The sequence below is a fragment of the Hypericibacter sp. genome (assembly GCF_050729195.1).
Classification (GTDB): domain Bacteria; phylum Pseudomonadota; class Alphaproteobacteria; order Dongiales; family Dongiaceae; genus Hypericibacter.
Genome location: NZ_JBOHKS010000211.1, coordinates 1 through 23,437 on the forward strand (window position 1 = coordinate 1; position 23,437 = coordinate 23,437).

Here is a 23,437-nt window from a genome sequence, read left to right on the forward strand (position 1 = left end):
CAACATCGCGATGGAGGTGCATCTGATCGCGCCGATCGCGATGGATGAAGGCCTGCGCTTCGCCATTCGCGAGGGTGGTCGTACCGTCGGCGCCGGCGTCGTCGCCTCCATCATCGAATAAGGCGGCTTCGGCCGAGGGATCAAGACATGGAAAATCAGAATATCCGGATCCGCCTGAAGGCGTTCGATCACCGCGTGCTCGATCAGTCGACCGGCGAGATCGTCAACACGGCCAAGCGCACCGGCGCCCAGGTACGTGGCCCGATCCCGCTGCCGACCCGCATCGAGCGCGTGACGGTGCTGCGTTCGCCGCACGTGGACAAGAAGAGCCGTGAGCAGTTCGAGATTCGGACGCACAAGCGGCTGCTCGATATCGTCGATCCGACCCCGCAGACGGTGGATGCGCTCATGAAGCTCGAGCTCGCCGCCGGTGTGGACGTCGAGATCAAGTTGAAGAACTAGTCTAGGCATGTCCGGGAGTGGAACCATGCGTTCCGGTTTGATCGCACAAAAGCTGGGCATGACCCGCATCTTCAACGATGAAGGTGCGCATGTGCCGGTGACCGTGTTGAAGATGGATGGGTGCCAGGTCGTGGCGGTGAAGACCGCCGAGCGCGATGGCTACACCGCCGTTCAGCTCGGCATCGGTCGCCCGAAAGTGAAGAACCTGACCAAGGCCCAGCGCGGCCATTTTGGCAAGGCGAAGGTGGAGCCCAAGCGCAAGCTGGCGGAATTCCGCGTCGAGGAGAAGGCGCTGCTCGAGGTCGGGGCCGAGTTCTCGGCTGCCCATTTCGTGGCGGGCCAGTTCGTCGACGTGACCGGCACCAGCATCGGCAAGGGTTTCGCCGGTGTGATGAAGCGCTGGAACTTCCGCGGCCTGCGCGCCACGCACGGCGTGTCGGTCTCGCACCGCAGCCACGGCTCCACCGGTAACCGTCAGGATCCGGGTCGTACCTTCCCGGGCAAGAAGATGGCCGGTCATCTGGGTAACGAGCGGGTCACGACGCTGAACCTGAAGGTCGTCTCGACCGACGCCGATCAGGGTTTGATCTATGTCCAGGGCTCGGTCCCCGGTGCCGATGGCGGCTGGGTGATGCTGCGCGACGCAGTGAAGCGCAAGGCGCCGAAGGATCTGCCGTTCCCGGCGGGCCTGAAGGCCGGCGCCGAGCCCGCGGCCGAGAAGAAGGAATAAGGCCGATGAAGCTCCCGGTCACAAGCCTGGACAACAAGAAGGTCGGCGAGATCGATCTCTCCGACGAGGTGTTCGGTCTGCCCGTTCGCCGCGACATCCTCGCGCGCGCCGTCAACTGGCAGCTCGCCAAGCGCCGTGCGGGAACGCACAAGACCAAGATCATCAGCGACGTCCAGGGCACCACGAAGAAGCCCTATAAGCAGAAGGGCACCGGCAGCGCCCGCCAGGGCTCGCTGCGCTCGCCGCAGTTCCGCGGCGGCGCGGTGATCTTCGGCCCGGTCGTGCGCAGCCACGAACATGGCCTGCCCAAGAGGGTCCGCAAGCTCGCGCTCAAGACGGCGCTCTCGAGCAAGCAGGCCGACGGCAAGCTGATCGTGGTCGACAGCCTGGTCGCCGCGAAGGCGAAGACCAAGGATCTGGTCGGCCAGCTGGGCAAGCTCGGCTGGAGCTCGGTGCTCATGATCGACGGCCCCGCGGTGGACGAGAACTTCCGCCGCGCGACCTCGAACATTCCCCATCTCGATCTGCTGCCGCAGCAGGGTGCGAATGTTTACGACATCCTGCGGCGCGACGTGCTGGTCCTGACCAAGGCCGCCGTCGAGCATCTGGAGGCGCGACTGAAATGAGCAGAGCAAGGTCGATCAAGCCGGTTGAGACCAAACTCAGCCAGGCCCGCATGTACGAGCTGATCCGTTCGCCGGTGGTGACGGAGAAGTCCACGGCCGGGTCCGCGCACAGCCAGGTGACCTTCAAGGTTCCGCTGGACGCCACCAAGCCGGAGATCAAGGCCGCCGTCGAAGGCGTGTTCAAGGTCAAGGTGGTTGCCGTCAACACCCTGCGCCAGCTGGGCAAGACCAAGCGCTTCCGCGGCCGCCTGGGTTTCCGTTCAGATACCAAAAAAGCGATGGTCACCCTCGCCGAGGGCAACACCATCGACGTGACGTCGGGGGTCTAAGCGATGGCGCTCAAGACATTCAAGCCGGTCACGCCCAGCACCCGCCAGTTGGTCATCGTCGACCGCAGCGAGTTGCACAAGGGCGATCCCGTGAAGGCGCTGACCGAAGGTCTGCGCAAGACGGGTGGCCGCAACAATCGCGGCCGCATCACCGTGTTTCAGCGCGGTGGCGGTCACAAGCGGCGTTACCGCACGATCGACTTCAAGCGTCGCAAGTTCGGCATGGAAGCGACGGTGGAGCGGCTCGAATACGATCCGAACCGCACCGCCTTCATCGCGCTCGTGAAATACGCCGACGGCGAGCTCGCTTACATCCTGGCGCCGCAGCGCCTGAAGGCGGGCGACGTGGTGGTGTCGGGCGAACGCGCGGACATCAAGCCGGGCAACGCGATGCCCCTGAAGAGCATTCCGGTCGGCACCATCGTCCATAATGTGGAGATGAAGCCGGGCCGCGGCGGCCAGATGGCCCGCGCCGCCGGCACCTTCGTCCAGCTCGTCGGTCGCGACGCCGGGTTCGCCCTGCTGCGCATGGCCTCGGGCGAGGTCCGCAAGGTCTCGAGCGAGTGCATGGCCACGATCGGCGCCGTGTCGAACCCGGACCAGCAGAACATCGTCATCGCCAAGGCCGGCCGGTCGCGCTGGCTGGGCCGTCGCCCGAACGTTCGCGGCATCGCCATGAACCCGGTCGATCATCCTCACGGCGGTCGCACCAACGGCGGTATGGCCTGGGTCACGCCCTGGGGCATCTCGACCAAGGGCAAGAAGACGCGGCACAACAAGAAGACGGACGGCCAGATTCTGCGCCGCCGTCAGGTCAGCAAGTAAGGAGGGCGCGCAGTGGCACGCTCCGTATGGAAGGGTCCGTTCGTCGACGGATATCTGCTGAAGAAGGCCGAGACGTCGCGCGGGACGGGCCGCAACGAGGTCATCAAGACCTGGTCGCGTCGCTCGACCATCCTGCCGCAGTTCGTCGGCCTGACCTTCGGCGTCTATAACGGCAACAAGTTCCTGCCGGTTCTGGTGACCGAGAACATGATCGGCCACCGCTTCGGCGAGTTCTCGCCGACGCGCTTCTTCCACGGCCACACGGCGGCCGACAAGAAGGCCAAGAGGGAGTAACGGGGCGATGAGCAAGAAGGCACATCCCCGGAAACTGACCGAGACCGAGGCGAAGGCGGTGGCGCGGCTCCTGCGTACGAGCCCGCGCAAGCTGAACCTGGTCGCTCAGTCGATCCGCGGCAAGAGCGCCAGCGCGGCGCTGGCCGAACTCACCTTCTCCAAGCGGCGCATCGCGCGCGAGGCGAAGAAGGTTCTGCAGGCGGCGATCGCCAATGCCGAGAACAATCACCAGCTGGACGTCGACCGCCTGGTCGTGTCCGAGGCCAGCGTCGGCCGTGGTTTCGTGATGCGTCGCTTCCATGCGCGCGCTCGCGGCCGGGCGGCGAAGGTCGAGAAGTGGTGGAGCAACTTCACAGTCGTCGTTCGCGAGAGCGAGGAGACCGCATAAGATGGGTCAGAAAGTCAATCCGATCGGGCTGCGCCTCGGCATCAACCGCACCTGGGATTCCCGCTGGTTTGCCGACGAGAACTATGCGGCGCTGCTGCATGAGGATCTGCGCCTGAAGAAGTATCTTCAGAAGCGCCTCCTGCAGGCCGGCGTCAGCCGCATCGTCATCGAGCGTCCGAGCAAGCGCGCGCGCATCACGATCCACACCGCCCGTCCGGGCGTGGTGATCGGCAAGAAGGGCGCCGACGTCGAGAAGCTGCGCAGCGATCTGTCCAAGATGACGGGCAGCGAAGTCAGCCTGAACATCGTCGAGATCCGCAAGCCCGAGATCGACGCCAAGCTGGTGGCCGAGAACATTACCCAGCAGCTCGAGCGCCGTGTCGCCTTCCGTCGCGCGATGAAGCGCGCGGTGCAGTCGGCGATGCGTCTGGGCGCGCTCGGTATTCGTATCACCTGCGCCGGCCGTCTGGGCGGCGCCGAGATTGCCCGCACGGAGTGGTATCGCGAAGGCCGTGTGCCGTTGCACACCCTGCGCGCGGAGATCGACTACGGCGAAGCGACGGCCATGACCACCTACGGCACCTGCGGCGTGAAGGTGTGGGTGTTCAAGGGCGAAATCATGGCCCACGACCCGATGGCGCAGGACAAGCGCGCCCTCGAGCAGCAGGTCGCGCGCTGAAGGCCGAAGCAAGAGAGTAGGGAGCGACAATCATGCTTCAGCCGAAGCGCACGAAATTCCGTAAGGCCCACAAGGGCCGCATTCACGGCAAGGCCAAGGCCGGCACCAATCTCGATTTCGGTGCCTATGGCCTGAAGGCGACCGAGCCCGGCCGCGTCACCGCGCGCCAGATCGAGGCCGCCCGGCGTGCCGTCACCCGCCACATGAAGCGGCTGGGTCGTATCTGGATCCGCGTGTTCCCGGACGTTCCGGTGTCGCGCAAGCCGGCCGAAGTCCGCATGGGCTCGGGCAAGGGCACGCCCGAATACTGGGTGGTCCGCGTCCATCCCGGTCGGATCATGTTCGAGATCGATGGCGTGCCGAAGTCGCTGGCGATCGAAGCGTTCTCCCTGGCGGCGGCCAAGCTGCCGATCAAGACGCGTTTCGTGGCTCGCCTGGGCGAGGAGGGTTGAAATGAAGGCTGAAGACGTCAGGCTCAAGACTCCCGACCAGCTGAAGGCGTCGCTGGTGGATCTGCGCAAGGAGGCGTTCAACCTCCGCTTCCGCAGGGCCAGCGGCCAGCTTGAGAACACCGCACGCGTGCGTGAGGTGCGGCGCGAGATCGCCCGCATCCAGACCGTGCTCAACGAAAAATCCCGCGAGCGGGCCTAGGAGACAGGAACATGCCGAGGCGAGTGCTCCAGGGTGTTGTGGTCAGCGACAAGAACGACAAGACGGTCATCGTCAGCGTCGAGCGTCGCGTCATGCACCCGATCTACAAGAAGTTCATCCGTCGTTCGAAGCGCTATGCCGCGCATGACGAGACGAATGCATCCAAGGTTGGCGACACGGTGATGATCCAAGAGTGTCGGCCGCTGTCCAAGACGAAGCGGTGGGAGGTTGTTTCCTCTGCCGCTTCCCAGCAGGCCTGAGGAGACCGGCGTCATGATCCAGATGCAGACGAACCTGGAAGTGGCCGACAATTCGGGCGCACGCAGGGTGCAGTGCATCAAGGTGCTCGGCGGCTCCAAGCGTAAATACGCGTCCGTGGGCGACGTCATCGTCGTCTCGGTCAAGGAAGCCATTCCGAGGGGCCGCGTGAAGAAGGGCGACGTTCACCAGGCGGTGATCGTGCGCACCTCCAAGGCGATCCGCCGGACCGACGGCAGCCTCATCCGCTTCGACCGCAACGCCGCCGTGCTGATCAACAAGCAGGGCGAGCCGATCGGCACCCGCATCTTCGGCCCCGTCACTCGCGAACTCAGGGGCAAGAAGTTCATGAAGATCATTTCGCTCGCTCCGGAAGTTCTGTGAGTACCGGGCAGGCGAAGAGGAAGACCTAGATGGCGACCAAGCTCAAGATCAGGAAAGGCGACCGCGTCACCGTGCTGACCGGCCGCGACAAGGGCAAGAACGGCGAAGTGATCCGCGTCTACCCGACGGATATGCGCGCCCTCGTCCAAGGCGTGAACATGGTCAAGCGGCATACCCGCCAGACCGCGCGCGAGCAGGGCGGCATCGTCGAGAAGGAGGCGCCGATCCATGTCTCCAATCTCGCCCTGATCGACCCGAAGACCGACAAGCCGACCCGCGTCGGCTACAAGTTCCTGGATGACGGCCGCAAGGTTCGCGTGGCGCGTCGTTCGGGCGAAACCATCGATCGCTAGGTGCTGCCATGACCACGACGCGTTTGCAGGAACATTACGAAAAAGTCGTGCGCCCGGCCCTGATGGCCGAGTTCAAGTACGAAAATCCGTTCGCGGTGCCGCGGCTGGAGAAGATCGTCCTCAATATGGGCGTGGGCGAGGCGGTCAACGACAGCAAGAAGACCACGCAGGCCGCGGGCGAGCTCATGGCCATCGCCGGCCAGAAGCCGATCATGACCAAGGCCCGCAAGTCGATCGCCGTCTTCAAGCTGCGCGAGAACATGAACATCGGCTGCAAGGTTACCTTGCGCCGCGAACGCATGTACGAGTTCCTGGACCGGCTGGTGAACATCGCCCTGCCGCGCGTCCGCGACTTCCGCGGCGTGTCGCCCAAGAGCTTCGACGGCCGCGGCAACTACGCGCTCGGCCTCAAGGAACAGATCGTGTTTCCGGAGATCAACTACGACCAGATCCAGGAAATCCGCGGGCTCGATATCGTCATCTGCACCTCGGCGAAGACCGATGCCGAGGCCAAGGCCCTGCTGAAGGGCTTCGCTATGCCCTTCGTCAATTGACCGGGGCATCGGAGGGAAAACATGGCTAAGAAGAGCTCCATCAATCGCGATAAGAAGCGCCGCGCGCTGGCCAAGCAATACGCCGCCAAGCGCGACCGTCTGAAAGCGATCGCGAACGACGAGGGTCGGCCGATGGAGGAGCGCTTTGCCGCGCGCCTCAAGCTCGCCCAGCTGCCGCGCAACTCATCGCCGGTGCGCCAGCATAATCGTTGCGAGCTGACCGGTCGTCCGCGCGGGTTTCACCGCAAGTTCAAGCTGTCGCGCATTGCGCTACGCGAGCTGGCCTCGTCCGGGCAGATCCCGGGCATGGTCAAGTCGAGTTGGTAAGGAGGAAAGCCGGTCATGGCATTGAGTGATCCCCTGGGGGATATGCTGACCCGGATTCGGAATGCACAGAAGGCCGGCATGCATAGCGTGTCGACTCCGGCCTCGAAGTTGCGTTCCAGCGTGCTGGAAGTCCTGAAGCGCGAGGGTTATATCCGCAACTTCAGCCAGCATGTGGCCGATCCGGGCTTCGGCGAAATCAAGATCGAGCTGAAATACCACGAGGGCGCTCCCGTCATCCGGGAGATCTCGCGGGTTTCGAAGCCGGGCCGTCGCGTCTATTCGCGGATCGCCGACCTGCAGCGGGTCTATAACGGCCTCGGCATCTCGATCCTCTCGACGCCGCGCGGCGTCATGTCGGACAGCGAAGCGCGCGCCGCCAATGTCGGCGGCGAGGTGCTGTGCCGCGTGTTCTAAAGGACGAATGAGATGTCACGCGTCGGAAAGAATCCCGTCCCCGTGCCGAGCGGCGTTACGCTCGCGGTCGACGGTCACAAGGTCAAGGCCAAGGGCAAGCTGGGCGAGCTTTCGCTGCCGCTGAGCGCTTTGGTCGAGGCCGGAATCGATGACGGCAAGTTCTGGGTCAAGCCGGCCAACGAGACCAAGCAGGCGCGCATGATGTGGGGCACCACCCGCAATCTCGTGCGCAACATGGTCCGCGGCGTGGCGCAGGGCTACACCAAGAACCTGGAGATCAACGGCGTCGGTTACCGCGCCGCGGTCCAGGGGAAGAGCCTGCAGCTGCAGCTCGGCTATAGCCATGACGTGAACTTCCCGATTCCGGAAGGCATCACGATCAAGTGCGACAAGCCGACCTCGATCACCATCACCGGTACCGACAAGCAGCGTGTCGGCCAGGTTGCGGCGGAGATCCGCTCGTACCGCGGTCCCGAGCCCTACAAGGGCAAGGGCATCAAGTACGACAGCGAGACGATCCTGCGCAAAGAAGGCAAGAAGAAGTAAGAGGGTCGAACCATGGCCAAGTCAGAAGCATTGTTCGCGCGCCGTCAGCGCCGAAACCGGGTTGCGATCCGCCGCAAGAGCGACCGTCCTCGCCTGTCGGTGTTCCGGTCGGGGCAGCATATCTATGCCCAGGTCATCGACGACACCAAGGGTGTCACGGTCGCGGCCGCCTCGAGCCTGGACAAGGATGTCCGCGAGGGTCTCAAGACCGGCGCCAACAAGGCGGCGGCCGAGGCCGTCGGCAAGCTGGTGGCCAAGCGTGCGCTCGATGCCGGGGTCAAGGAAGTCGTGTTCGACCGCGGCGGTTATCTGTTTCATGGCCGGGTGAAAGCCCTGGCCGACGCCGCCCGCGAGGGCGGTCTCAGCTTCTAGAGGTATCGAGATGGCACGTGCCGAAAAATCAGGGCGCCGCGATCGCGAGCGCGGTCCGCGCGGCGAAGAATCCGAACTGATCGAAAAGCTGGTCGGAATCAACCGCGTCGCCAAGGTGGTGAAGGGTGGCCGTCGGTTCGGCTTCGCCGCCATCGTCGTGGTCGGCGACGGCAAGGGTCGCGTCGGCCATGGCTCCGGCAAGGCGCGTGAAGTGCCCGAGGCCATCCGCAAGGCGACCGAGCAGGCCAAACGCGCCATGGTGCGCGTGCCGCTGCGCGAAGGCCGCACGCTGCATCACGACATCATCGGCCATTACGGCGCCGGTCGGGTCGTGCTGCGCGCCGCGGTGCCCGGCACCGGCATTATCGCGGGCGGCCCGATCCGCGCCATCTTCGAGGCGCTCGGCGTCGCGGACGTGGTGGCGAAGTCGGTCGGGACCTCCAATCCGCACAACATGATCAAGGCGGCGTTCGATGCGCTCACCCGCAGCAGCTCGCCGCGTTCGGTGGCCGCGCGCCGCGGTCGTAAGGTCAGCGACATTCTGGGCAAGCGCGCCGAAGGCGCGGATGCTCGCGAATAACCAGGTCGCGAACGGGAGTATTTGAGATGGCTGAGAAGAAGGCGGCGGGCAAGAAGGCGCAGGTCAAAGTGACCCAGATCGGGAGCCCGATCGGTCGCGAGGATGGCCAGCGCCGCACCCTCATCGGCCTGGGGCTCAACAAGATGGGCCGCAGCCGGGTGCTGGAGGATACGCCCGCGGTTCGCGGCATGATCCAGCGCGTGCATCACCTGGTTCGGGTGGACGACCAGCAGGGCTGAAGACGGCCCCGGCTGGCAACCCGGCATCCGGGTTCCTATCTAGACAGAGACTCCTTGGGGCGCCAGCCACAGGGCTAAAATTAAGGATCGATGACGATGAAGCTCAATCAGCTCAGGGACAATCCGGGCGCCCGCAAGAACCCCATCCGCGTCGGTCGCGGCATCGGTTCGGGCAAGGGCAAGACCGGCGGGCGCGGCGGCAAGGGCCAGACCGCGCGTACCGGCGTCGCCATCAACGGCTTCGAAGGCGGCCAGATGCCGATGTACCGGCGTCTGCCCAAGCGCGGCTTCAACAACATCTTCCGCCAGGACTATGTGGCGGTGAATCTGGGCCGGGTCCAGGCCGCGATCGCGGCCGGCAAGCTCGACGCCGGCAAGCCCATCGACGGCAAGGCCCTCAAGGCCGCCGGCGTCACCACCCGGGTGAAGGACGGCATTTCGCTCCTGGCCCAGGGCGAGCTCACGACCAAGGCGACCTTCAAGGTCGCCCGCGCCTCGAAGGCGGCCATCGCCGCGGTCGAGAAGGCGGGCGGCACGGTCGTTGTCACGAAGCCCGCCGTCGAGGCAGAAACCAAGGCAGCGGGCTAAGGCCCGCGGAAGTCGGACGGGCACCATGGCATCAGCCGCCGAACAGCTCGCCGCCAATATCAACTTCTCCGCCTTCTCGAAGGCGACAGAGCTCAAGAACCGCATCTGGTTCACCCTGGGCGCTCTGATCGTCTATCGGCTGGGCACCTATATTCCGCTGCCGGGCATCGATCCCGGCGTGCTGCAGGACGTGTTCAAGCAGCATGCCACGGGCGTGCTGGGCATTTTCGACATGTTCTCGGGCGGCGCTCTCGGGCGCATGACGATCTTCGCGCTGAACATCATGCCGTACATCTCGGCATCGATCATCATGCAGCTCCTCTCCAGCATCTCGCCCTCGCTCGAGGCGATGAAGAAGGAGGGCGAGGCCGGCCGCAAGAAGATCAACCAATATACCCGCATCGGCACCGTGATCCTGGCGGCCCTGCAGGCCTACGGCATCGCGGTCGGCATCGAAGGCATGAGTTCCGGCGGCCATGGCGCCGTCGCGGATCCGGGCCTGTTCTTCCGCATCTCGGTCATGATCACGCTGACCGGCGGTACCATCTTCCTGATGTGGCTGGGCGAGCAGATCACCTCGCGCGGCGTCGGCAACGGCGTGTCGCTGATCATCTTCTCCGGCATCGTCGCGAACCTGCCGGCGGCCATGGTCCGCACCCTCGAGCTGGGCCGTACCGGCGCGCTCTCGACCTTCCTCATCATCGTCATCCTGATCGTCGCGGTCGTGACGATCGCCACCCTGGTGTTCTTCGAACGCGCCCAGCGGCGGCTGGTGGTGCAGTATCCGAAGCGCCAGGTCGGCAACAAGATGTATGGCGGCGACAGCTCGCACCTGCCGCTCAAGCTCAACAGCGCCGGCGTCATTCCGCCGATCTTCGCGAGCTCGCTGCTGCTGCTGCCCCTGACGGTCGCCAGCTTCGGCGCGCAGGGCGGTCCGGAATGGCTGCAGCCGATCACCCGCGTTCTGGCCCATGGCCAGCCGCTCTATATGGCGCTCTATGTCGGGCTGATCGTGTTCTTCACCTTCTTCTACACGGCGATCGTCTTCAATCCGGTCGATACCGCGGAGAATCTGAAGAAGTATGGCGGCTTCATCCCGGGTATCCGCCCGGGCCGGCCCACAGCCGAATACATCAACTATGTGTTGACGCGAATTACCGTCCTGGGCGCGGCCTACATCTCCATCATCTGTCTCCTGCCCGAGATCCTGATCTCGCAATATGCGCTGCCGTTCTATTTCGGCGGCACCAGCCTGATGATCGTGGTCTCGGTCACGATGGATACCGTGGCGCAGGTGCATTCGCATCTGCTGGCGCACCAGTATGAAGGGCTGATCAAGAAGTCGAAGCTCAAGGGGCGGCGGGGATGAACCTGATTCTCCTGGGCCCGCCGGGGGCGGGGAAGGGCACCCAGGCCAAGCGGCTCGAGACGACACGGGGGTTGGTGCAGCTTTCGACGGGCGACATGCTGCGCCAGGCCGTCGCGTCGGGTAGTGCCTTGGGTCAGCAGGCGAAGAAGGTGATGGAAGCGGGCCAGCTCATGCCCGACGAGATCATCATCGCCATGATCGCGGAGCGGATTGCCGCACCGGAGGCCCGCAAGGGCGTTGTGCTGGACGGTTTCCCCCGGACCGAGGCCCAGGCCGAAGCCCTGGACAAGATGCTGGCCCAAGGGGGCCGGAAGCTTCATGCGGTGATCGAGCTGGCGGTCGACGAGGCCGCGCTGATCGAGCGCATTTCGGGCCGTTTTACCTGTGCCAAATGCGGCGCCGGCTACCACGACAAGTTTCACCCTCCTAAAAAGGCGGGGATTTGCGACGTTTGCGGCTCGACCGAGTTCCTGCGCCGCAAGGACGATAATCCGGAGACCCTGAAGGCGCGGTTGGTGGCCTATCGGGCGCAGACTGCGCCGATCGTGCCCTACTACCGGCGCAAGGGTCTTCTGAAGGAAGTAGACGGGATGGCGGCTCCGGATCAGGTGACCCGGGAGATCGAGACCATCCTGAACGGTGTTGCGGCGGCCTAACCGGTTGACTCGATGGCGAATCTTCATATAATGCGCGCCCTCGGGCTGATGGTGACCCTGGTCCCGTCGTCTATCCCGTTGAAATTCAAGGAGAAATAGCGGTGGCGCGTATTGCGGGCGTCAATATCCCGACGCAAAAGCGTGTCCTGATTGCCCTGACCTATATTCATGGCATCGGAAACGCCAAGGCTCAGGAAATCATCGACAAAGTCGGTCTCCCGGCCGATCGGCGCGTGCATCAGCTGACGGACGACGATGTCGTCCGTATCCGCGAGGTCATCGATCGTGACTATCGCGTCGAAGGTGATCTGCGTCGTGAAGTTGCGATGAACATCAAGCGGCTGATGGATCTCGGTTGCTACCGTGGCTTGCGCCATCGCAAGGGTCTGCCGGTGCGCGGTCAGCGCACCCATACCAATGCGCGTACCCGCAAGGGTCCGGCCAAGTCGATCGCCGGCAAGAAAAAGGCCGTCTAAGAGTTTCAAGGAGAAGACAAGGCCATGGTCAAGGCAGCCACCGCGCGCCCGCGTCGCAAAGAGCGTAAGAACATTACCTCTGGCGTCGCGCATGTGAATGCGAGCTTCAATAATACGATGATCACCATCACCGATGCGCAGGGCAATACCGTGGCCTGGGCGTCGTCCGGCAGTCTCGGCTTCAAGGGCTCGCGCAAATCGACGCCCTATGCCGCGCAGGTTGCTGCCGATGCCGCCGCGCGCAAGGCGATGGAGCATGGCGTGAAGACGCTGGAAGTCGAAGTGAAGGGTCCGGGTTCGGGCCGCGAGTCCGCGTTGCGCGCGTTGCAGGGCGCGGGCTTCACCATCACCTCCATCAAAGACGTGACGCCGATTCCGCACAACGGATGCCGCCCGCCCAAGCGTCGGCGCGTCTGAGCGGACTTTAGAGACCGCAGAAAATTCCACCGCCCGGCGACCCGCGCCGGGTGTTGCGTGTGCAGAAGACCAGAACCAGTCCAGACCGGCGGTAAACCGAGGGTGCGGGCCCCGGATCAGAAGGCCGGTCGGACGACAGCGAGAGGTCGCAATCGTGTTGCAGAAAAATTGGACGGAGCTCATTAAGCCAAACAAGCTGGCCGTTGAGCCCGGCACTGACCCGAAGCGCTTTGCCACCGTCGTGGCGGAGCCGCTCGAGCGTGGATTCGGCCTGACCCTCGGCAACGCGCTGCGTCGCGTGCTGCTGTCGTCGCTGCAGGGCGCGGCCGTCACCTCGGTGCAGATCGAGAACGTGTTGCATGAGTTCTCGTCGATCCCGGGTGTGCGCGAGGACGTGACCGACATCGTCCTCAACATCAAGGGCATGGGCCTGAAGATGCATGGCGAGGGCCCGAAGCGCATGCGTCTTGTGGCCGAAGGCCCGGGCGAAGTGCGCGCCGGCATGATCCAGACCGGTCATGACATCGAGATCATGAATCCCGATCTCGTGCTCTGCACCCTCGACCAGGGCGCGAACGTGAAGATGGAATTCACCGTCGACACGGGCAAAGGCTACATGGCCGCGGCCGTCAGCCGCCTGGAAGATTCACCGATCGGCCTGATCCCGGTCGATGCGCTGTTCAGCCCGGTCAAGAAGGTGTCCTACAAGGTCGACAACAGCCGCGTCGGCCAGGTCACCGACTATGACAAGCTCTCGATGCAGGTCGAGACCAACGGCGCGATCGCGCCCGAGGACGCCGTGGCGCTGGCCGCGCGCATCCTGCAGGACCAGTTGCAGCTCTTCATCAACTTCGAAGAGCCGAGCGCCGTGCGCGAGGAGATCCGGACGGCCGAGCCGCCGTTCAACAAAAACCTCCTGCGCAAGGTCGACGAGCTCGAGCTGTCGGTCCGTTCGGCGAACTGCCTGAAGAACGACAACATCGTCTATATCGGCGATCTGGTTCAGAAGACCGAGGCCGAGATGCTGCGGACGCCGAATTTCGGCCGCAAGTCGCTCAACGAGATCAAGGAAGTGCTGGCGCAGATGGGCCTCCATCTCGGCATGGAGATCCCGAACTGGCCGCCGGAGAACATCGAAGACCTGGCGAAGCGGCTCGACGAGCCGTACTGAGCCGAAGACGGGCGTAACGAGCAGGCGGGCCATGGTGGCCCGCACCCGGTCGTACATGGGCAAGCCCTTATGCGGGGCCCCTGCGGCGACGGGATGATGCAATCGGGTCGTGTCGGGGCCAAAGGCCCCTGCACGGCGCCGGACCGGAGAGAAGGAAGCAAGCGATGCGTCACGGTATGAGCGGCCGCAAACTCAATCGGACCAGCAGCCACCGCAAGGCCATGTTCGCCAATATGGCGGCGGCGCTGATCAAGCATGAGCAGATCAAGACCACCTTGCCGAAGGCCAAGGATCTCCGGCCGATCGTCGAGAAGCTGATCACACTGGGCAAGCGGGGCGGGCTCCATGCCCGTCGCCAGGTCCTGGCGACGATGCGCGACGAGGTGCAGACCCGCAAGCTGTTCGACACCCTGGCCGAGCGCTACAAGACCCGTCATGGCGGCTATACGCGCGTGCTGAAGGCGGGCTTCCGCCATGGCGATTCCGCGCCGATGGCCATCATCGAGCTGGTCGATCGCGACCCCGCGGCCAAGGGCCTGGATTCAGGCCCGAGCCAGCAGGGCACCGAGGGCGACGAGCAGCAGCCCGAGGCTTGAAGCCAGGGGTCTCGGCGTCTCGCGCCGGCGACGAAATCGGGAAGGGCGGTCCCTCGGGGGCCGCCCTTTTTCCTTTCCGGCTTTCCGGGCCGTAATGCCATCCGGGTTGGGCTGGTCGCCGGTTCCGGCTAGAATCCCTCGAGAACGGCGGCCCGGCCCCCCAAGCCCCCGGTCCCGCCGGAACATGTCCATGGAGAATTCATGCGTCCGTTGCGTCCGGCCCGTCGCCTGACGATTCTCTGCTTCGCCGCCTTGGCCTGCTGCGCGCTCATGGCCGGCACTCTCCGCGCCGATGAGCCGGCGGTGCCGAGCTCGCGCGAGCAGATCACGCTCTCCTTCGCGCCCCTGGTGAAGCAGGTCGAGCCGGCGGTGGTGAATATCTATACGCGCGCGGTGGTGCAGCAGCGGACCTCGCCGCTCTTCAACGATCCCTTCTTCCGCCAGTTCTTCGGCGATGCCCTGGGGCAGCCCTCGCAGCGGATCCAGAACTCGCTGGGTTCGGGCGTCATCGTCCGCAGCGACGGGCTGGTGGTAACCAATGTCCATGTGATCGAGGGCGCCCAGGAGATCAAGGTCGTCCTCAGCGACGGCCGCGAGTTCTCGGCGACGCTGGTCACCAGCGACGACCAGAGCGATCTGGCGCTGCTCAAGGTCGATCCCGAAGGGGCGACGCTGCCTGTGCTCCCGCTCGGCGATTCCGATACGCTCGAGGTCGGCGATCTGGTGCTGGCGATCGGCAATCCCTTCGGTGTCGGCCAGACCGTGACCAGCGGCATCGTCTCCGCGCTCGCGCGCACGCGCGTCGGCATCTCCGACTATGGCTTCTTCATCCAGACCGATGCCGCGATCAACCCCGGCAATTCCGGCGGCGCCCTGGTGACGATGGACGGCAAGCTCGCCGGCATCAACACGGCGATCGTCTCGCGCAGCGGCGGGTCGGTGGGGATCGGCTTCGCCATCCCGGCCAACATGGTCAAATCGGTGATCGATGCGGCGGGCAATGGCGGGCGGATCGTGCGGCCCTGGATCGGGGCTACCGGCCAGCCCGTCACCGCGGAGCTGGCCCAGGGCTTCGGCCTGGCCAAGCCCGGCGGCGTCGTCATCAACAATCTCTATGACGGCGGCCCGGCGCAGCAGGCGGGCCTCAAGGTCGGCGACATCGTCACGGCCATCAACGATCGCGCCGTGGAGGATCCCGGCGCGTTGCGGTTCCGCTTGGCGACCTTGCCGGTCGGCAGCACGGCGACCTTGACGGTGCTGCGCAAGGGGCAGTCGCTCGAGCTTCCCATTCCACTGACGCAGGCCCCCGAGACGCCGCCGCGCGACGAGACCCTGATCGAGGGTCGTACGCCGCTGATGGGCGCCCATATCGCCAATCTTTCTCCGGCCCTGGCGGAAGAAGTGGGGATGTCGGGCATCTGGTCGGGCGTGGTCCTGACCAAGGTCGAGAATGGCAGCCCGGCGGCGCAGGTGGGATTCCGGCCCGGCGACATCCTGCTCAAGATCAACGAGGTGCCTTGCCCCGACGTCAAGACGACGCTCGATCAACTGGCCCAGCGCTCGGTCCATTGGAAGATCACGGTCAAGCGCGGCGATCGCGTTCAGACGCTCGATCTGGGATGAGCGCCATGGCCCCGATCGGCAGGCGATGACGAACCTCTTCGAGAGCCAGGCCCCGCGCCCGCTGGCCGACCGGCTGCGGCCGCAGTCGCTCGACGAGGTGGTCGGGCAGGATCATCTGCTGGGACCGGAAGGCCCCATCGGCCGGATGGTCGCGACCGGACGGATCTCGTCGATGATCCTCTGGGGCCCGCCCGGTTGCGGCAAGACCACGCTCGCCCGCCTCATCGCCGCGCGCAGCGACATGCAGTTCGAGCCCCTGTCCGCCGTCTTCTCCGGCGTCGCCGATCTGCGCAAAATCTTCGAGGCCGCCAAGGGCCGGCGCAGCGTCGGTCGCGGCACGCTGCTCTTCGTCGACGAGATCCACCGTTTCAACCGCGCGCAGCAGGACGGGTTCCTGCCCTATGTCGAGGACGGCACCGTGACGCTGGTCGGCGCCACGACGGAGAATCCGTCCTTCGAGCTCAATGGCGCCTTGCTGTCGCGCTGCCAGGTCTTCGTGCTGCGCCGGCTCGATGACGAGGCCCTGGAGAAACTGCTGGCACGGGCCGAGGCCGTCGAGGGCCGGGTGCTGCCGGTGATGCCCGAAGCGCGTCAGGCGCTGCGCGCGATGGCGGACGGCGATGGCCGCTATCTCCTCAACATGACCGAGGAGCTGTTCCGCCTGCCGGCGAAGGCGCCGCTCGACGTGGCGGGGCTGGCGGCGGCCGTCCAGCGCCGGATGCCGCTCTACGACAAGGCGCAGGAGAGCCACTACAACCTGATCAGCGCCTTGCATAAATCCCTGCGCGGCTCGGACGCCGACGCGGCGCTCTATTGGTTCGCGCGCATGCTGGTCGGTGGCGAGGATCCGCTCTATGTCGCGCGGCGCATGGTGCGTTTCGCAGCGGAGGATGTCGGGCTCGCCGATCCGGATGCGCTGGTGCAGGCGCTGGCGGCCTGGGACACTTATGAACGTCTGGGTTCGCCCGAGGGCGAGCTCGCGCTGGCGCAATGCGTGCTCTATCTGGCGACGGCGCCCAAATCCAACGCCGCCTATCGTGCCTTCGGCGCGGCGCAGCGGGCGGCGCGTGAAACCGGCTCGCTGATGCCGCCCAAGCATATCCTGAACGCCCCCACGCGGCTGATGCGCGACCTGGGTTATGCCAAGGGTTATGAGTACGATCACGACACCGAGGAGGGTTTCTCGGGCCAGAATTATTTTCCGGACGGGATGGCGCGCAGCGAGTTCTACCAGCCGGTCGAGCGCGGCTTCGAGCGCGAGATCCGCAAGCGGCTCGATTATTGGGCGAAGCTGCGCAACCGCGCCCAGAGCCAGCGCGAGGAATAGGGCCGCTTCATGAGCAGCGTGGAATCGATCACCATCGGGCATGACGAGGCGGAGCAACGGCTCGACCGCTGGTTCAAGCGCCGCTTTCCCGAGCTGACCCATGGCCGGCTGGAGAAGCTGCTGCGCACCGGCCAGGTGCGGGTCGATGGCAAGCGCATCAAGGCCAACCATCGCCTCGAGCCGGGTCAGACCGTTCGCGTTCCCCCGCTGACCGCGGCACCGAGCGGCGAGGCGCCGCCGGCCGAGCGGACGGAAGCGAGGTCCCGCAAGTCCGATCTCGCTTCGGCGAGGCTGGGAGAGGAACTGCGCCGCCGGATCCTGCATCGCGACGATTGGCTGATCGTGATCGACAAGCCGGCCGGGCTTGCGGTGCAGGGCGGTACGGAGACCACCGTGCATCTCGATGGCGCGCTCGACGAGTTGCGCTTCGGCAGCGACGAGCGACCGCGTCTGGTCCATCGTCTCGACAAGGACACGAGCGGCGTGCTGGTGCTGGCTCGCACCGCGCGCGCCGCGGCCAAGCTTTCGGAGTTGTTTCGCGGGCGCGAGGTCCACAAGCTCTATTGGGCGGCGGTCATCGGCTCGCCGCAGCCGCTATCGGGCCGCATCGATCTCGCCTTGTCGAAACAGCCCGGCCAGAGCGGCGAGCGGGTTCGTCCCGACCGGGAGGAAGGCCAGCGCGCCATCACCTATTACCGGACGGTCGAGCATATCGGCCGCAAGGCGGCCTGGCTGGCCCTGCGGCCGGAGACCGGACGCACCCATCAATTGCGCGCGCATTGCGCCGCCCTGGGCACGCCGATCCTGGGCGACGGCAAATATGGTGGGGCGGGGGCCTTCCTGCCGGGGAAGGAGGTCTCGCGCCAACTCCATCTCCATGCGCGCGCCCTCGAATTGCCGCATCCGGCGGGCAAGACCCTGCGGGTCAGCGCGCCCTTGCCGCCGCATATGGTCGCGACCTGGAAGTTCCTGGGCTTCTCCGTTTCCTCGGGGCCGGCGAACCGCGAGGAGTTCGAGTTCTAAATTGGTGATGTCGCATCGCTTCAAACTGATCATGTTCGACTGCGACGGCACGCTCGTGGACAGTCAGCACGCGATCGTCGCGGCGATGGCCTCGGCCTGGCGCTCGCTAGAATTGCGCGAGCCCGAGCCGGCGGCGGTGCGCCGTGTGGTCGGCCTGACCCTGGAGACAGCAATCGCGGCACTCCAACCCGATGCCGACGAGCAGATGTTGGCGGGGCTCGCAGCGGCCTTCCGGCGCGAAGCCGTGGCGGCGCGACAAAAGGACAGCTATCGCGAGCCGCTCTTTCCCGGAATTCTCGAGGCGATCGAAGCGATCGCCGGCCCGGATGTGGTGTTCGGAATCGCCACGGGCAAGAATTTGCGCGGGCTGCGCCATACGCTGGAGGCTCACGGCCTGACGAAGCGTTTTGTCACCCTGCAGACCGCTGATCGGGCGCCCAGTAAACCGCACCCCGCCATGCTGCATCAGGCCATGGCGGAAATTGGTGTCGATCCGGCCTCGACAGTGCTGATCGGAGACACCAGTTTCGACATGGAAATGGCCTATAATGCGGGTACGGCTGGTATCGGCGCCGGTTGGGGCTATCATGAGCCCGCGGACCTTGCCCGCGCCGGCGCCGGCCGGGTCATTTTGCGGCCGGAAGAATTGCCCACGGCACTCGCCAATTACGGGGAACGGTGATTTATGCGTCTCAAATACGTGCTGATCGGTCTGGTCGTTCTGGTGGTGGCTGTCGTGGTGGCGGGCATCGCCATCCTGAAGTCGCAGGATTTCAACCAGTACAAAGCTCTCATCGCCGAGAAGGTGAAGGAGGCCACGGGACGCGATCTCACGCTCGCGGGCGATGTCGATCTGGTGATCTCGTGGAACCCGGCACTGGCGGTCAATGACGTCACCTTCTCCAATGCGCCCTGGGGCTCGCGCCCCGAGCTGATCAAGATGAAGCGGCTCGAGGCCGAGGTCCGGCTGATCCCTCTCTTGAGCGGCAATGTCGAGGTGAACCGGATCGTCCTCAAGGGCGCGGACATCCTGCTCGAGACGAACGACAAAGGTCAGGGTAATTGGGTATTCACGCCCGCGACCCCATCGACGACGACCACAACGACGACAACCACCAGCACGACGAGCTCCAGTGCCGGCCCGGCGACGCTGCCTGTCGTGCACAACATCCGGATCGAGGACTCGCAGGTTCTCTGGACCGATGGTGTCACCAAACAGACCAAGACCATCGCCATCAAGTCGTTCACGGCCGAGGCCGACAGCGCTTCCAGTCCGATCCAGATCGCGCTCGACGGCAGCTATAACGGCAACCCCATCACCGCCAAGGGCATGATCGGCGCGGTGGGCGCGCTGCTCGCCAACCAGGCCTTCCCGATCGACGTCACGGTCGAAGCGGGCGGCGCCAAGATCGCGCTCAAGGGCGCGGTGGCGAAGCCGATGACGGCCGAAGGTGTCGCGGTCGCGCTGGCGGTCGAAGGCAAGAGCCTCGCCGACCTCAATGCCATTTCGGGCGCGACCCTGCCGCCCCTGGGCCCCTACAGCGTCGCCGGCAATCTCTCGAACCCCAGCGGCGTCTATAAGGTCGAGCAGCTCCAGCTCAAGATGGGCACGAGCAGCATGACCGGCGACGCCAGCGTGGCGATGGGCGGCAAGAAGCCGAACATCACCGCCAACCTTGCCGCGGCGATGATCGATCTGAAGGATTTCGGCGTGAAGCCGGCCGAGGGCGGTGGCGGCTCCACCACGACCACGACGAGTTCCGGAGCGGCGAACGATGGCCGTGTCTTCCCGGCCGACCCGCTGCCCTTCGACGGGCTCGGCGCGGCCGATGCCAACATCCATCTGACCGCGCAGAAATTCATCAAGGATCCGGTGACGCTGGAGAATCTGGCGCTCGACATGGCGCTGCAGGACAGCAAGCTCACCATCAAAAATTTCCAGAGCGGGCTGGGCGGCGGCAATTTCGCGATCTCGGCCGTGATCGACGGGGCCAAGACGCCGGCTCCCGTGGCACTCAAGATCAACGCCAAGCAGGTCGAGGTGGGGACCCTGCTGCAGACGCTCTCGATCAGCGACGTGCTGACGGGCGGCAAGGCCGATCTCGATCTCGACGTGGCCGGCGCCGGCAACTCGGTGCGCGAGATCATGGCGGGCCTCAATGGCAACACCAACTTCTCCATGGGCGAAGGCCATATCAATAACGAGTTTGCCAAGATCCTGCTGTCCGACCTGTTCCAGCTGATTGCGACGGGCGGCAGTGGCAACAGCACCAATCTCAATTGCTTCGTCAGCAAGTTCGACATCAAGAAGGGCCTCGCCACCAGCACCGGACTGGTGCTCGACACCAATGGCGCCAGCATCGTCGGCAGCGGCGATATCAATCTGGCGACCGAGAAGCTCAAGCTGCATATCGATCCGCGCGCCAAGCAGACCAACCTCGCCAATCTCGCGATCCCGATCAATATCGGCGGGACCATGGCCAATCCGAGCGTGACGCCCGATGCGGCGGCCCTGGCGCAGGGCATTGCCGGGGCGGCGGTCGGTGCGGCCTCCAGCGGTGGCGACATCCTGGGGGCGCTCGCGGGCGTCACCGGCACGGGCGGCAGCGGGGGCACGAGCAGCACGACCACGAGCGCCAGCAGCGGGGGCGGCAATCCCTGCGTGACGGCCCTGAATGGCGGGAGCGGCGCTTCCACGACGGGCACAACGGCGCCTGCGCAACCCACGAGCTCGGGCCAGAAGGTACTCGACGATGCCGGCAAGACGCTCCAGGATACCGGCAACGCATTGAAGAACCTGCTGCCCTGAGGGGCGGGCTCGCCCGGCTGGGATGAAGCGGTTCTATCAGACGGCCTCCGCGCGGGCGGAGGCAGGCGGCTTTGGCGTGGCGCTCGACGGCAAGCCGATGCGCAGTCCCGCGGCCAAGCCCTTCCTGCTGCCGACCTCGTCATTGGCGCAAGCCGTCGCTGCCGAATGGCAGGCGCAAGGCGACCGGATCAAGCCGGCCAGCATGCCGCTCATGCAGCTCGCGGCCACCGCGATCGACAGGGTGGCCGAGGCGCCCCAGGCGACCGCGGCGAACGTCGCCGGCTTCGCCGCGACCGATCTGCTCTGCTACCGGGCGGAGGTCCCCACAAGCCTGGTCGAGCGTCAGGAGCAGCTCTGGCAGCCCCTGGTCGATTGGGCGCGGCTCCATTACGACGCGCCCCTGCTGGTGGTGACCGGCGTCATGCCGCGGCCCCAGCCGCCGGAGGCGCTGCGTGCCATCGAGGCCGCGGTCGCCGCCCTCGATCCCTTCCGCCTGACGGCCCTCGCCTCGGCGACCGGGGCCGCCGGCTCGGTCATTCTGGGCCTGGCTTTGCTGGAGGGGCGGCTTTCGGGGACAGAGGTTTATGACCTCTCCCTGCTGGACGAGACCTACCAGATCGAGCGCTGGGGCGTGGACCCCGAGGCTGCCCGGCGCCAGGCCGATCTCAAGACCGAAATTGAAGCGGCAGAGCGGTTTCTGGCCCTTCTTTCAGCGTGAAAATCTGGCTTCATTTTGGCGTCGGATTGGTGCTATCTCGACGGCCAGTCGCCTGGGGAACTGTCATAAAACTGTAATAATTAAACCCCTGACCGTTGGAACCGCCATCCCATGCAGGAAATCCTTCGCTTACTCGAGGAGAAGCGGGCCGCCGCCCGCGCCGGTGGCGGTCCCCGCCGCATCGAGGCTCAGCATGCCAAGGGCCGGCTGACCGCCCGCGAGCGCATCGAGCTGCTGCTCGATGCCGACTCCTTCGAGGAATGGGACATGTTCGTGGAGCACCGCTCCTCGGACTTCGGCATGGCGGAACAGAAGATCCCCGGCGATGGCGTGGTGACCGGGCATGGCACCATCAATGGCCGGCTGGTCTTCGTCTTCAGCCAGGACTTCACCGTGTTCGGCGGCTCGCTCTCCGAGGCCCATGCGGAGAAGATCTGCAAGGTGATGGATCAGGCGGTGAAGGTCGGCGCTCCGGTGATCGGGATCAACGATTCCGGCGGCGCCCGGATCCAGGAAGGCGTCGCTTCGCTCGCGGGTTATGCCGAGGTGTTCCAGCGCAACATCACCGCCTCGGGCGTGGTGCCGCAGATCTCGCTCATCATGGGGCCTTGCGCCGGCGGCGCGGTCTATTCCCCGGCCATGACCGACTTCATCTTCATGGTGAAGGATTCCTCCTACATGTTCGTGACCGGGCCCGATGTGGTGAAGACGGTCACGCATGAGACCGTCACCCATGAGGAGCTCGGCGGCGCCGTCACGCACTCCGCCAAGTCCGGCGTCGCCGATCTCGCCTTCGAGAACGACGTCGATGCGCTGCTGCAGATGCGCCGCTTCTTCGACTTCCTGCCGGAATCGAACCGCAACGGCGTGCCGGTGCGCCCGACCGCCGACAGCGGCGACCGGATCGAGGAATCGCTCGACACGCTGATTCCGGCCAATCCTAACAAGCCCTACGACATGCATGAGCTGATCCGGAAGGTCGTGGACGAGGGCGATTTCTTCGAGCTGCAGCCGGACTTCGCCGGGAACATCCTGACCGGCTTCGGCCGCATGGAAGGGGCGACCGTCGGCATCGTCGCCAACCAGCCGATGGTGCTGGCGGGTTGCCTCGACATCGACAGCTCGCGCAAGGCCGCGCGCTTCGTGCGCTTCTGCGACTGCTTCAACATCCCGATCCTGACCTTTGTCGATGTGCCGGGCTTCCTGCCGGGCACGGCCCAGGAGTTCGGCGGCATCATCAAGCATGGCGCGAAGCTGCTCTTCGCCTATGGCGAGGCGACGGTGCCGAAGGTGACCGTCATCACCCGCAAGGCCTATGGCGGCGCCTATGACGTGATGAGCTCCAAGCATCTACGCGGCGACGTGAACTATGCCTGGCCCACGGCCGAGATCGCGGTGATGGGGCCGAAGGGCGCGGTCGAGATCATCTTCCGCGCCGACATCGGCGACACCGCCGCCATCGCGCAGCGCACCGAGGAATATCGCAGCAAGTTCGCCAATCCCTTCGTGGCCGGGTCGCGCGGCTTCATCGACGACGTGATCATGCCCCGCTCGACGCGCCGGAGGATCTGCCGGGCGCTCGCCATGCTCAAGGGAAAGAAGCTCGAGAATCCCTGGAAGAAGCACGACAACATTCCGCTTTAAACCGGTCAA

Annotated in this window: 34 protein-coding genes and 1 pseudogene; all 35 read left to right on the plus strand. The window is 65.4% G+C overall.

Going from position 1 to position 23,437, the window contains the following annotated elements; translation table 11 throughout:
- A pseudogene (tuf, locus tag ACREE8_RS16500) lies at positions 1–121 on the plus strand (elongation factor Tu); the annotation flags it as partial.
- 26 nt (positions 122–147) lie between these two features.
- Positions 148–462, plus strand: coding sequence for a 30S ribosomal protein S10 (gene rpsJ / locus ACREE8_RS16505; RefSeq protein ID WP_151116757.1), 315 nt, complete (start codon positions 148–150; stop codon positions 460–462).
- A 25-nt stretch (positions 463–487) separates the two neighbouring features.
- Positions 488–1,192 carry a 50S ribosomal protein L3 gene (gene rplC / locus ACREE8_RS16510; RefSeq protein ID WP_431574108.1) on the plus strand — a complete coding sequence of 235 codons (705 nt, stop codon included), beginning with the start codon at positions 488–490 and terminating at the stop codon, positions 1,190–1,192.
- A gap of 5 nt (positions 1,193–1,197) precedes the next feature.
- The gene (gene rplD, locus ACREE8_RS16515; RefSeq protein ID WP_431574109.1) at positions 1,198–1,818 is read left to right on the plus strand and encodes a 50S ribosomal protein L4; all 621 of its coding nucleotides are present in this window, start codon (positions 1,198–1,200) and stop codon (positions 1,816–1,818) included.
- Positions 1,815–2,147: a 50S ribosomal protein L23 gene (locus ACREE8_RS16520; protein WP_431574110.1), complete on the plus strand. Its 333-nt coding sequence runs from the start codon at positions 1,815–1,817 to the stop codon at positions 2,145–2,147. The genes rplD and ACREE8_RS16520 overlap by 4 nt, the downstream gene beginning before the upstream one ends.
- 3 nt (positions 2,148–2,150) lie before the next feature.
- The gene (rplB, locus tag ACREE8_RS16525; protein WP_431574111.1) at positions 2,151–2,972 is read left to right on the plus strand and encodes a 50S ribosomal protein L2; all 822 of its coding nucleotides are present in this window, start codon (positions 2,151–2,153) and stop codon (positions 2,970–2,972) included.
- Between the two features lie 12 nt (positions 2,973–2,984).
- Entirely contained in the window at positions 2,985–3,266 is a 282-nt protein-coding gene (gene rpsS / locus ACREE8_RS16530) for a 30S ribosomal protein S19 (protein ID WP_431574112.1), read from the plus strand.
- A 7-nt stretch (positions 3,267–3,273) separates the two neighbouring features.
- Positions 3,274–3,654: a 50S ribosomal protein L22 gene (rplV, locus tag ACREE8_RS16535; RefSeq protein ID WP_431574113.1), complete on the plus strand. Its 381-nt coding sequence runs from the start codon at positions 3,274–3,276 to the stop codon at positions 3,652–3,654.
- 1 nt (position 3,655) lies between these two features.
- Positions 3,656–4,333, plus strand: coding sequence for a 30S ribosomal protein S3 (rpsC, locus tag ACREE8_RS16540; protein WP_431574114.1), 678 nt, complete (start codon positions 3,656–3,658; stop codon positions 4,331–4,333).
- Positions 4,334–4,365: 32 nt separating this feature from the next.
- Positions 4,366–4,785 carry a 50S ribosomal protein L16 gene (gene rplP / locus ACREE8_RS16545; protein WP_431574115.1) on the plus strand — a complete coding sequence of 140 codons (420 nt, stop codon included), beginning with the start codon at positions 4,366–4,368 and terminating at the stop codon, positions 4,783–4,785.
- Between the two features lies 1 nt (position 4,786).
- Positions 4,787–4,984 (plus strand): 50S ribosomal protein L29, encoded by a 198-nt coding sequence (rpmC, locus tag ACREE8_RS16550; protein ID WP_151177872.1) that lies wholly within the window; start codon positions 4,787–4,789, stop codon positions 4,982–4,984.
- An 11-nt stretch (positions 4,985–4,995) separates the two neighbouring features.
- Positions 4,996–5,244, plus strand: coding sequence for a 30S ribosomal protein S17 (gene rpsQ / locus ACREE8_RS16555; RefSeq protein ID WP_151177871.1), 249 nt, complete (start codon positions 4,996–4,998; stop codon positions 5,242–5,244).
- A gap of 13 nt (positions 5,245–5,257) precedes the next feature.
- Positions 5,258–5,626 carry a 50S ribosomal protein L14 gene (gene rplN / locus ACREE8_RS16560; protein WP_151116787.1) on the plus strand — a complete coding sequence of 123 codons (369 nt, stop codon included), beginning with the start codon at positions 5,258–5,260 and terminating at the stop codon, positions 5,624–5,626.
- A gap of 29 nt (positions 5,627–5,655) precedes the next feature.
- Entirely contained in the window at positions 5,656–5,979 is a 324-nt protein-coding gene (rplX, locus tag ACREE8_RS16565) for a 50S ribosomal protein L24 (protein WP_151177870.1), read from the plus strand.
- Positions 5,980–5,987: 8 nt separating this feature from the next.
- Positions 5,988–6,533 carry a 50S ribosomal protein L5 gene (gene rplE, locus ACREE8_RS16570; RefSeq protein WP_431574116.1) on the plus strand — a complete coding sequence of 182 codons (546 nt, stop codon included), beginning with the start codon at positions 5,988–5,990 and terminating at the stop codon, positions 6,531–6,533.
- Positions 6,534–6,554: 21 nt separating this feature from the next.
- The gene (rpsN, locus tag ACREE8_RS16575) at positions 6,555–6,860 is read left to right on the plus strand and encodes a 30S ribosomal protein S14 (protein ID WP_151177868.1); all 306 of its coding nucleotides are present in this window, start codon (positions 6,555–6,557) and stop codon (positions 6,858–6,860) included.
- 15 nt (positions 6,861–6,875) lie between these two features.
- Positions 6,876–7,274: a 30S ribosomal protein S8 gene (gene rpsH, locus ACREE8_RS16580; protein ID WP_151177867.1), complete on the plus strand. Its 399-nt coding sequence runs from the start codon at positions 6,876–6,878 to the stop codon at positions 7,272–7,274.
- 12 nt (positions 7,275–7,286) lie between these two features.
- Complete coding sequence (gene rplF / locus ACREE8_RS16585) at positions 7,287–7,820, plus strand: 50S ribosomal protein L6 (protein ID WP_431574117.1); 534 nt, start codon at positions 7,287–7,289, stop codon at positions 7,818–7,820.
- A 12-nt stretch (positions 7,821–7,832) separates the two neighbouring features.
- Positions 7,833–8,192 (plus strand): 50S ribosomal protein L18, encoded by a 360-nt coding sequence (gene rplR, locus ACREE8_RS16590; protein WP_431574118.1) that lies wholly within the window; start codon positions 7,833–7,835, stop codon positions 8,190–8,192.
- A gap of 10 nt (positions 8,193–8,202) precedes the next feature.
- Positions 8,203–8,772 carry a 30S ribosomal protein S5 gene (gene rpsE, locus ACREE8_RS16595; protein ID WP_151177864.1) on the plus strand — a complete coding sequence of 190 codons (570 nt, stop codon included), beginning with the start codon at positions 8,203–8,205 and terminating at the stop codon, positions 8,770–8,772.
- Between the two features lie 26 nt (positions 8,773–8,798).
- Positions 8,799–9,011 (plus strand): 50S ribosomal protein L30, encoded by a 213-nt coding sequence (gene rpmD / locus ACREE8_RS16600; RefSeq protein ID WP_151177863.1) that lies wholly within the window; start codon positions 8,799–8,801, stop codon positions 9,009–9,011.
- A 96-nt stretch (positions 9,012–9,107) separates the two neighbouring features.
- Positions 9,108–9,599: a 50S ribosomal protein L15 gene (gene rplO, locus ACREE8_RS16605; RefSeq protein ID WP_151177862.1), complete on the plus strand. Its 492-nt coding sequence runs from the start codon at positions 9,108–9,110 to the stop codon at positions 9,597–9,599.
- 25 nt (positions 9,600–9,624) lie between these two features.
- The gene (secY, locus tag ACREE8_RS16610; protein WP_431574119.1) at positions 9,625–10,968 is read left to right on the plus strand and encodes a preprotein translocase subunit SecY; all 1,344 of its coding nucleotides are present in this window, start codon (positions 9,625–9,627) and stop codon (positions 10,966–10,968) included.
- Positions 10,965–11,624 carry an adenylate kinase gene (locus tag ACREE8_RS16615; protein WP_431574120.1) on the plus strand — a complete coding sequence of 220 codons (660 nt, stop codon included), beginning with the start codon at positions 10,965–10,967 and terminating at the stop codon, positions 11,622–11,624. The genes secY and ACREE8_RS16615 overlap by 4 nt, the downstream gene beginning before the upstream one ends.
- A 101-nt stretch (positions 11,625–11,725) precedes the next feature.
- Positions 11,726–12,100, plus strand: coding sequence for a 30S ribosomal protein S13 (gene rpsM, locus ACREE8_RS16620; RefSeq protein ID WP_431574121.1), 375 nt, complete (start codon positions 11,726–11,728; stop codon positions 12,098–12,100).
- 24 nt (positions 12,101–12,124) lie between these two features.
- Complete coding sequence (gene rpsK, locus ACREE8_RS16625; protein WP_151177858.1) at positions 12,125–12,517, plus strand: 30S ribosomal protein S11; 393 nt, start codon at positions 12,125–12,127, stop codon at positions 12,515–12,517.
- 154 nt (positions 12,518–12,671) lie between these two features.
- On the plus strand, positions 12,672–13,688 hold the full coding sequence (locus ACREE8_RS16630) for a DNA-directed RNA polymerase subunit alpha (RefSeq protein ID WP_151177857.1): 1,017 nt from the start codon (positions 12,672–12,674) through the stop codon (positions 13,686–13,688).
- A gap of 164 nt (positions 13,689–13,852) precedes the next feature.
- Positions 13,853–14,284, plus strand: coding sequence for a 50S ribosomal protein L17 (gene rplQ / locus ACREE8_RS16635; RefSeq protein ID WP_431574122.1), 432 nt, complete (start codon positions 13,853–13,855; stop codon positions 14,282–14,284).
- Between the two features lie 201 nt (positions 14,285–14,485).
- A complete protein-coding gene (locus tag ACREE8_RS16640) occupies positions 14,486–15,907 on the plus strand; it encodes a DegQ family serine endoprotease (protein ID WP_431574123.1) in 1,422 nt (473 codons plus the stop codon).
- A 25-nt stretch (positions 15,908–15,932) separates the two neighbouring features.
- A complete protein-coding gene (locus ACREE8_RS16645; RefSeq protein ID WP_431574124.1) occupies positions 15,933–17,234 on the plus strand; it encodes a replication-associated recombination protein A in 1,302 nt (433 codons plus the stop codon).
- A gap of 9 nt (positions 17,235–17,243) precedes the next feature.
- Complete coding sequence (locus tag ACREE8_RS16650; protein ID WP_431574125.1) at positions 17,244–18,257, plus strand: RluA family pseudouridine synthase; 1,014 nt, start codon at positions 17,244–17,246, stop codon at positions 18,255–18,257.
- 7 nt (positions 18,258–18,264) lie between these two features.
- The gene (locus ACREE8_RS16655; protein WP_431574145.1) at positions 18,265–18,939 is read left to right on the plus strand and encodes an HAD-IA family hydrolase; all 675 of its coding nucleotides are present in this window, start codon (positions 18,265–18,267) and stop codon (positions 18,937–18,939) included.
- A gap of 3 nt (positions 18,940–18,942) precedes the next feature.
- Positions 18,943–21,066: an AsmA family protein gene (locus tag ACREE8_RS16660; RefSeq protein WP_431574126.1), complete on the plus strand. Its 2,124-nt coding sequence runs from the start codon at positions 18,943–18,945 to the stop codon at positions 21,064–21,066.
- Between the two features lie 22 nt (positions 21,067–21,088).
- Positions 21,089–21,784, plus strand: a complete 696-nt coding sequence (locus ACREE8_RS16665; protein ID WP_431574127.1) for an ATP12 family chaperone protein — start codon at positions 21,089–21,091, stop codon at positions 21,782–21,784.
- Positions 21,785–21,895: 111 nt separating this feature from the next.
- Positions 21,896–23,428 carry an acyl-CoA carboxylase subunit beta gene (locus tag ACREE8_RS16670; RefSeq protein WP_431574128.1) on the plus strand — a complete coding sequence of 511 codons (1,533 nt, stop codon included), beginning with the start codon at positions 21,896–21,898 and terminating at the stop codon, positions 23,426–23,428.
- The last annotated feature ends 9 nt before the right edge of the window (positions 23,429–23,437 follow it).

Coding starts and splice junctions, on each gene's coding strand:
- rpsJ (WP_151116757.1), top strand. CDS start 148: ATGGAAAATCAGAATATCCGGATCCGCCTGAAGGCGTTCGATCACCGC.
- rplC (WP_431574108.1), top strand. CDS start 488: ATGCGTTCCGGTTTGATCGCACAAAAGCTGGGCATGACCCGCATCTTC.
- rplD (WP_431574109.1), top strand. CDS start 1,198: ATGAAGCTCCCGGTCACAAGCCTGGACAACAAGAAGGTCGGCGAGATC.
- ACREE8_RS16520 (WP_431574110.1), top strand. CDS start 1,815: ATGAGCAGAGCAAGGTCGATCAAGCCGGTTGAGACCAAACTCAGCCAG.
- rplB (WP_431574111.1), top strand. CDS start 2,151: ATGGCGCTCAAGACATTCAAGCCGGTCACGCCCAGCACCCGCCAGTTG.
- rplV (WP_431574113.1), top strand. CDS start 3,274: ATGAGCAAGAAGGCACATCCCCGGAAACTGACCGAGACCGAGGCGAAG.
- rpsC (WP_431574114.1), top strand. CDS start 3,656: ATGGGTCAGAAAGTCAATCCGATCGGGCTGCGCCTCGGCATCAACCGC.
- rplP (WP_431574115.1), top strand. CDS start 4,366: ATGCTTCAGCCGAAGCGCACGAAATTCCGTAAGGCCCACAAGGGCCGC.
- rpmC (WP_151177872.1), top strand. CDS start 4,787: ATGAAGGCTGAAGACGTCAGGCTCAAGACTCCCGACCAGCTGAAGGCG.
- rpsQ (WP_151177871.1), top strand. CDS start 4,996: ATGCCGAGGCGAGTGCTCCAGGGTGTTGTGGTCAGCGACAAGAACGAC.
- rplN (WP_151116787.1), top strand. CDS start 5,258: ATGATCCAGATGCAGACGAACCTGGAAGTGGCCGACAATTCGGGCGCA.
- rplX (WP_151177870.1), top strand. CDS start 5,656: ATGGCGACCAAGCTCAAGATCAGGAAAGGCGACCGCGTCACCGTGCTG.
- rplE (WP_431574116.1), top strand. CDS start 5,988: ATGACCACGACGCGTTTGCAGGAACATTACGAAAAAGTCGTGCGCCCG.
- rpsN (WP_151177868.1), top strand. CDS start 6,555: ATGGCTAAGAAGAGCTCCATCAATCGCGATAAGAAGCGCCGCGCGCTG.
- rpsH (WP_151177867.1), top strand. CDS start 6,876: ATGGCATTGAGTGATCCCCTGGGGGATATGCTGACCCGGATTCGGAAT.
- rplF (WP_431574117.1), top strand. CDS start 7,287: ATGTCACGCGTCGGAAAGAATCCCGTCCCCGTGCCGAGCGGCGTTACG.
- rplR (WP_431574118.1), top strand. CDS start 7,833: ATGGCCAAGTCAGAAGCATTGTTCGCGCGCCGTCAGCGCCGAAACCGG.
- rpsE (WP_151177864.1), top strand. CDS start 8,203: ATGGCACGTGCCGAAAAATCAGGGCGCCGCGATCGCGAGCGCGGTCCG.
- rpmD (WP_151177863.1), top strand. CDS start 8,799: ATGGCTGAGAAGAAGGCGGCGGGCAAGAAGGCGCAGGTCAAAGTGACC.
- rplO (WP_151177862.1), top strand. CDS start 9,108: ATGAAGCTCAATCAGCTCAGGGACAATCCGGGCGCCCGCAAGAACCCC.
- secY (WP_431574119.1), top strand. CDS start 9,625: ATGGCATCAGCCGCCGAACAGCTCGCCGCCAATATCAACTTCTCCGCC.
- ACREE8_RS16615 (WP_431574120.1), top strand. CDS start 10,965: ATGAACCTGATTCTCCTGGGCCCGCCGGGGGCGGGGAAGGGCACCCAG.
- rpsK (WP_151177858.1), top strand. CDS start 12,125: ATGGTCAAGGCAGCCACCGCGCGCCCGCGTCGCAAAGAGCGTAAGAAC.
- rplQ (WP_431574122.1), top strand. CDS start 13,853: ATGCGTCACGGTATGAGCGGCCGCAAACTCAATCGGACCAGCAGCCAC.
- ACREE8_RS16640 (WP_431574123.1), top strand. CDS start 14,486: ATGCGTCCGTTGCGTCCGGCCCGTCGCCTGACGATTCTCTGCTTCGCC.
- ACREE8_RS16645 (WP_431574124.1), top strand. CDS start 15,933: ATGACGAACCTCTTCGAGAGCCAGGCCCCGCGCCCGCTGGCCGACCGG.
- ACREE8_RS16650 (WP_431574125.1), top strand. CDS start 17,244: ATGAGCAGCGTGGAATCGATCACCATCGGGCATGACGAGGCGGAGCAA.
- ACREE8_RS16655 (WP_431574145.1), top strand. CDS start 18,265: ATGTCGCATCGCTTCAAACTGATCATGTTCGACTGCGACGGCACGCTC.
- ACREE8_RS16660 (WP_431574126.1), top strand. CDS start 18,943: ATGCGTCTCAAATACGTGCTGATCGGTCTGGTCGTTCTGGTGGTGGCT.
- ACREE8_RS16665 (WP_431574127.1), top strand. CDS start 21,089: ATGAAGCGGTTCTATCAGACGGCCTCCGCGCGGGCGGAGGCAGGCGGC.
- ACREE8_RS16670 (WP_431574128.1), top strand. CDS start 21,896: ATGCAGGAAATCCTTCGCTTACTCGAGGAGAAGCGGGCCGCCGCCCGC.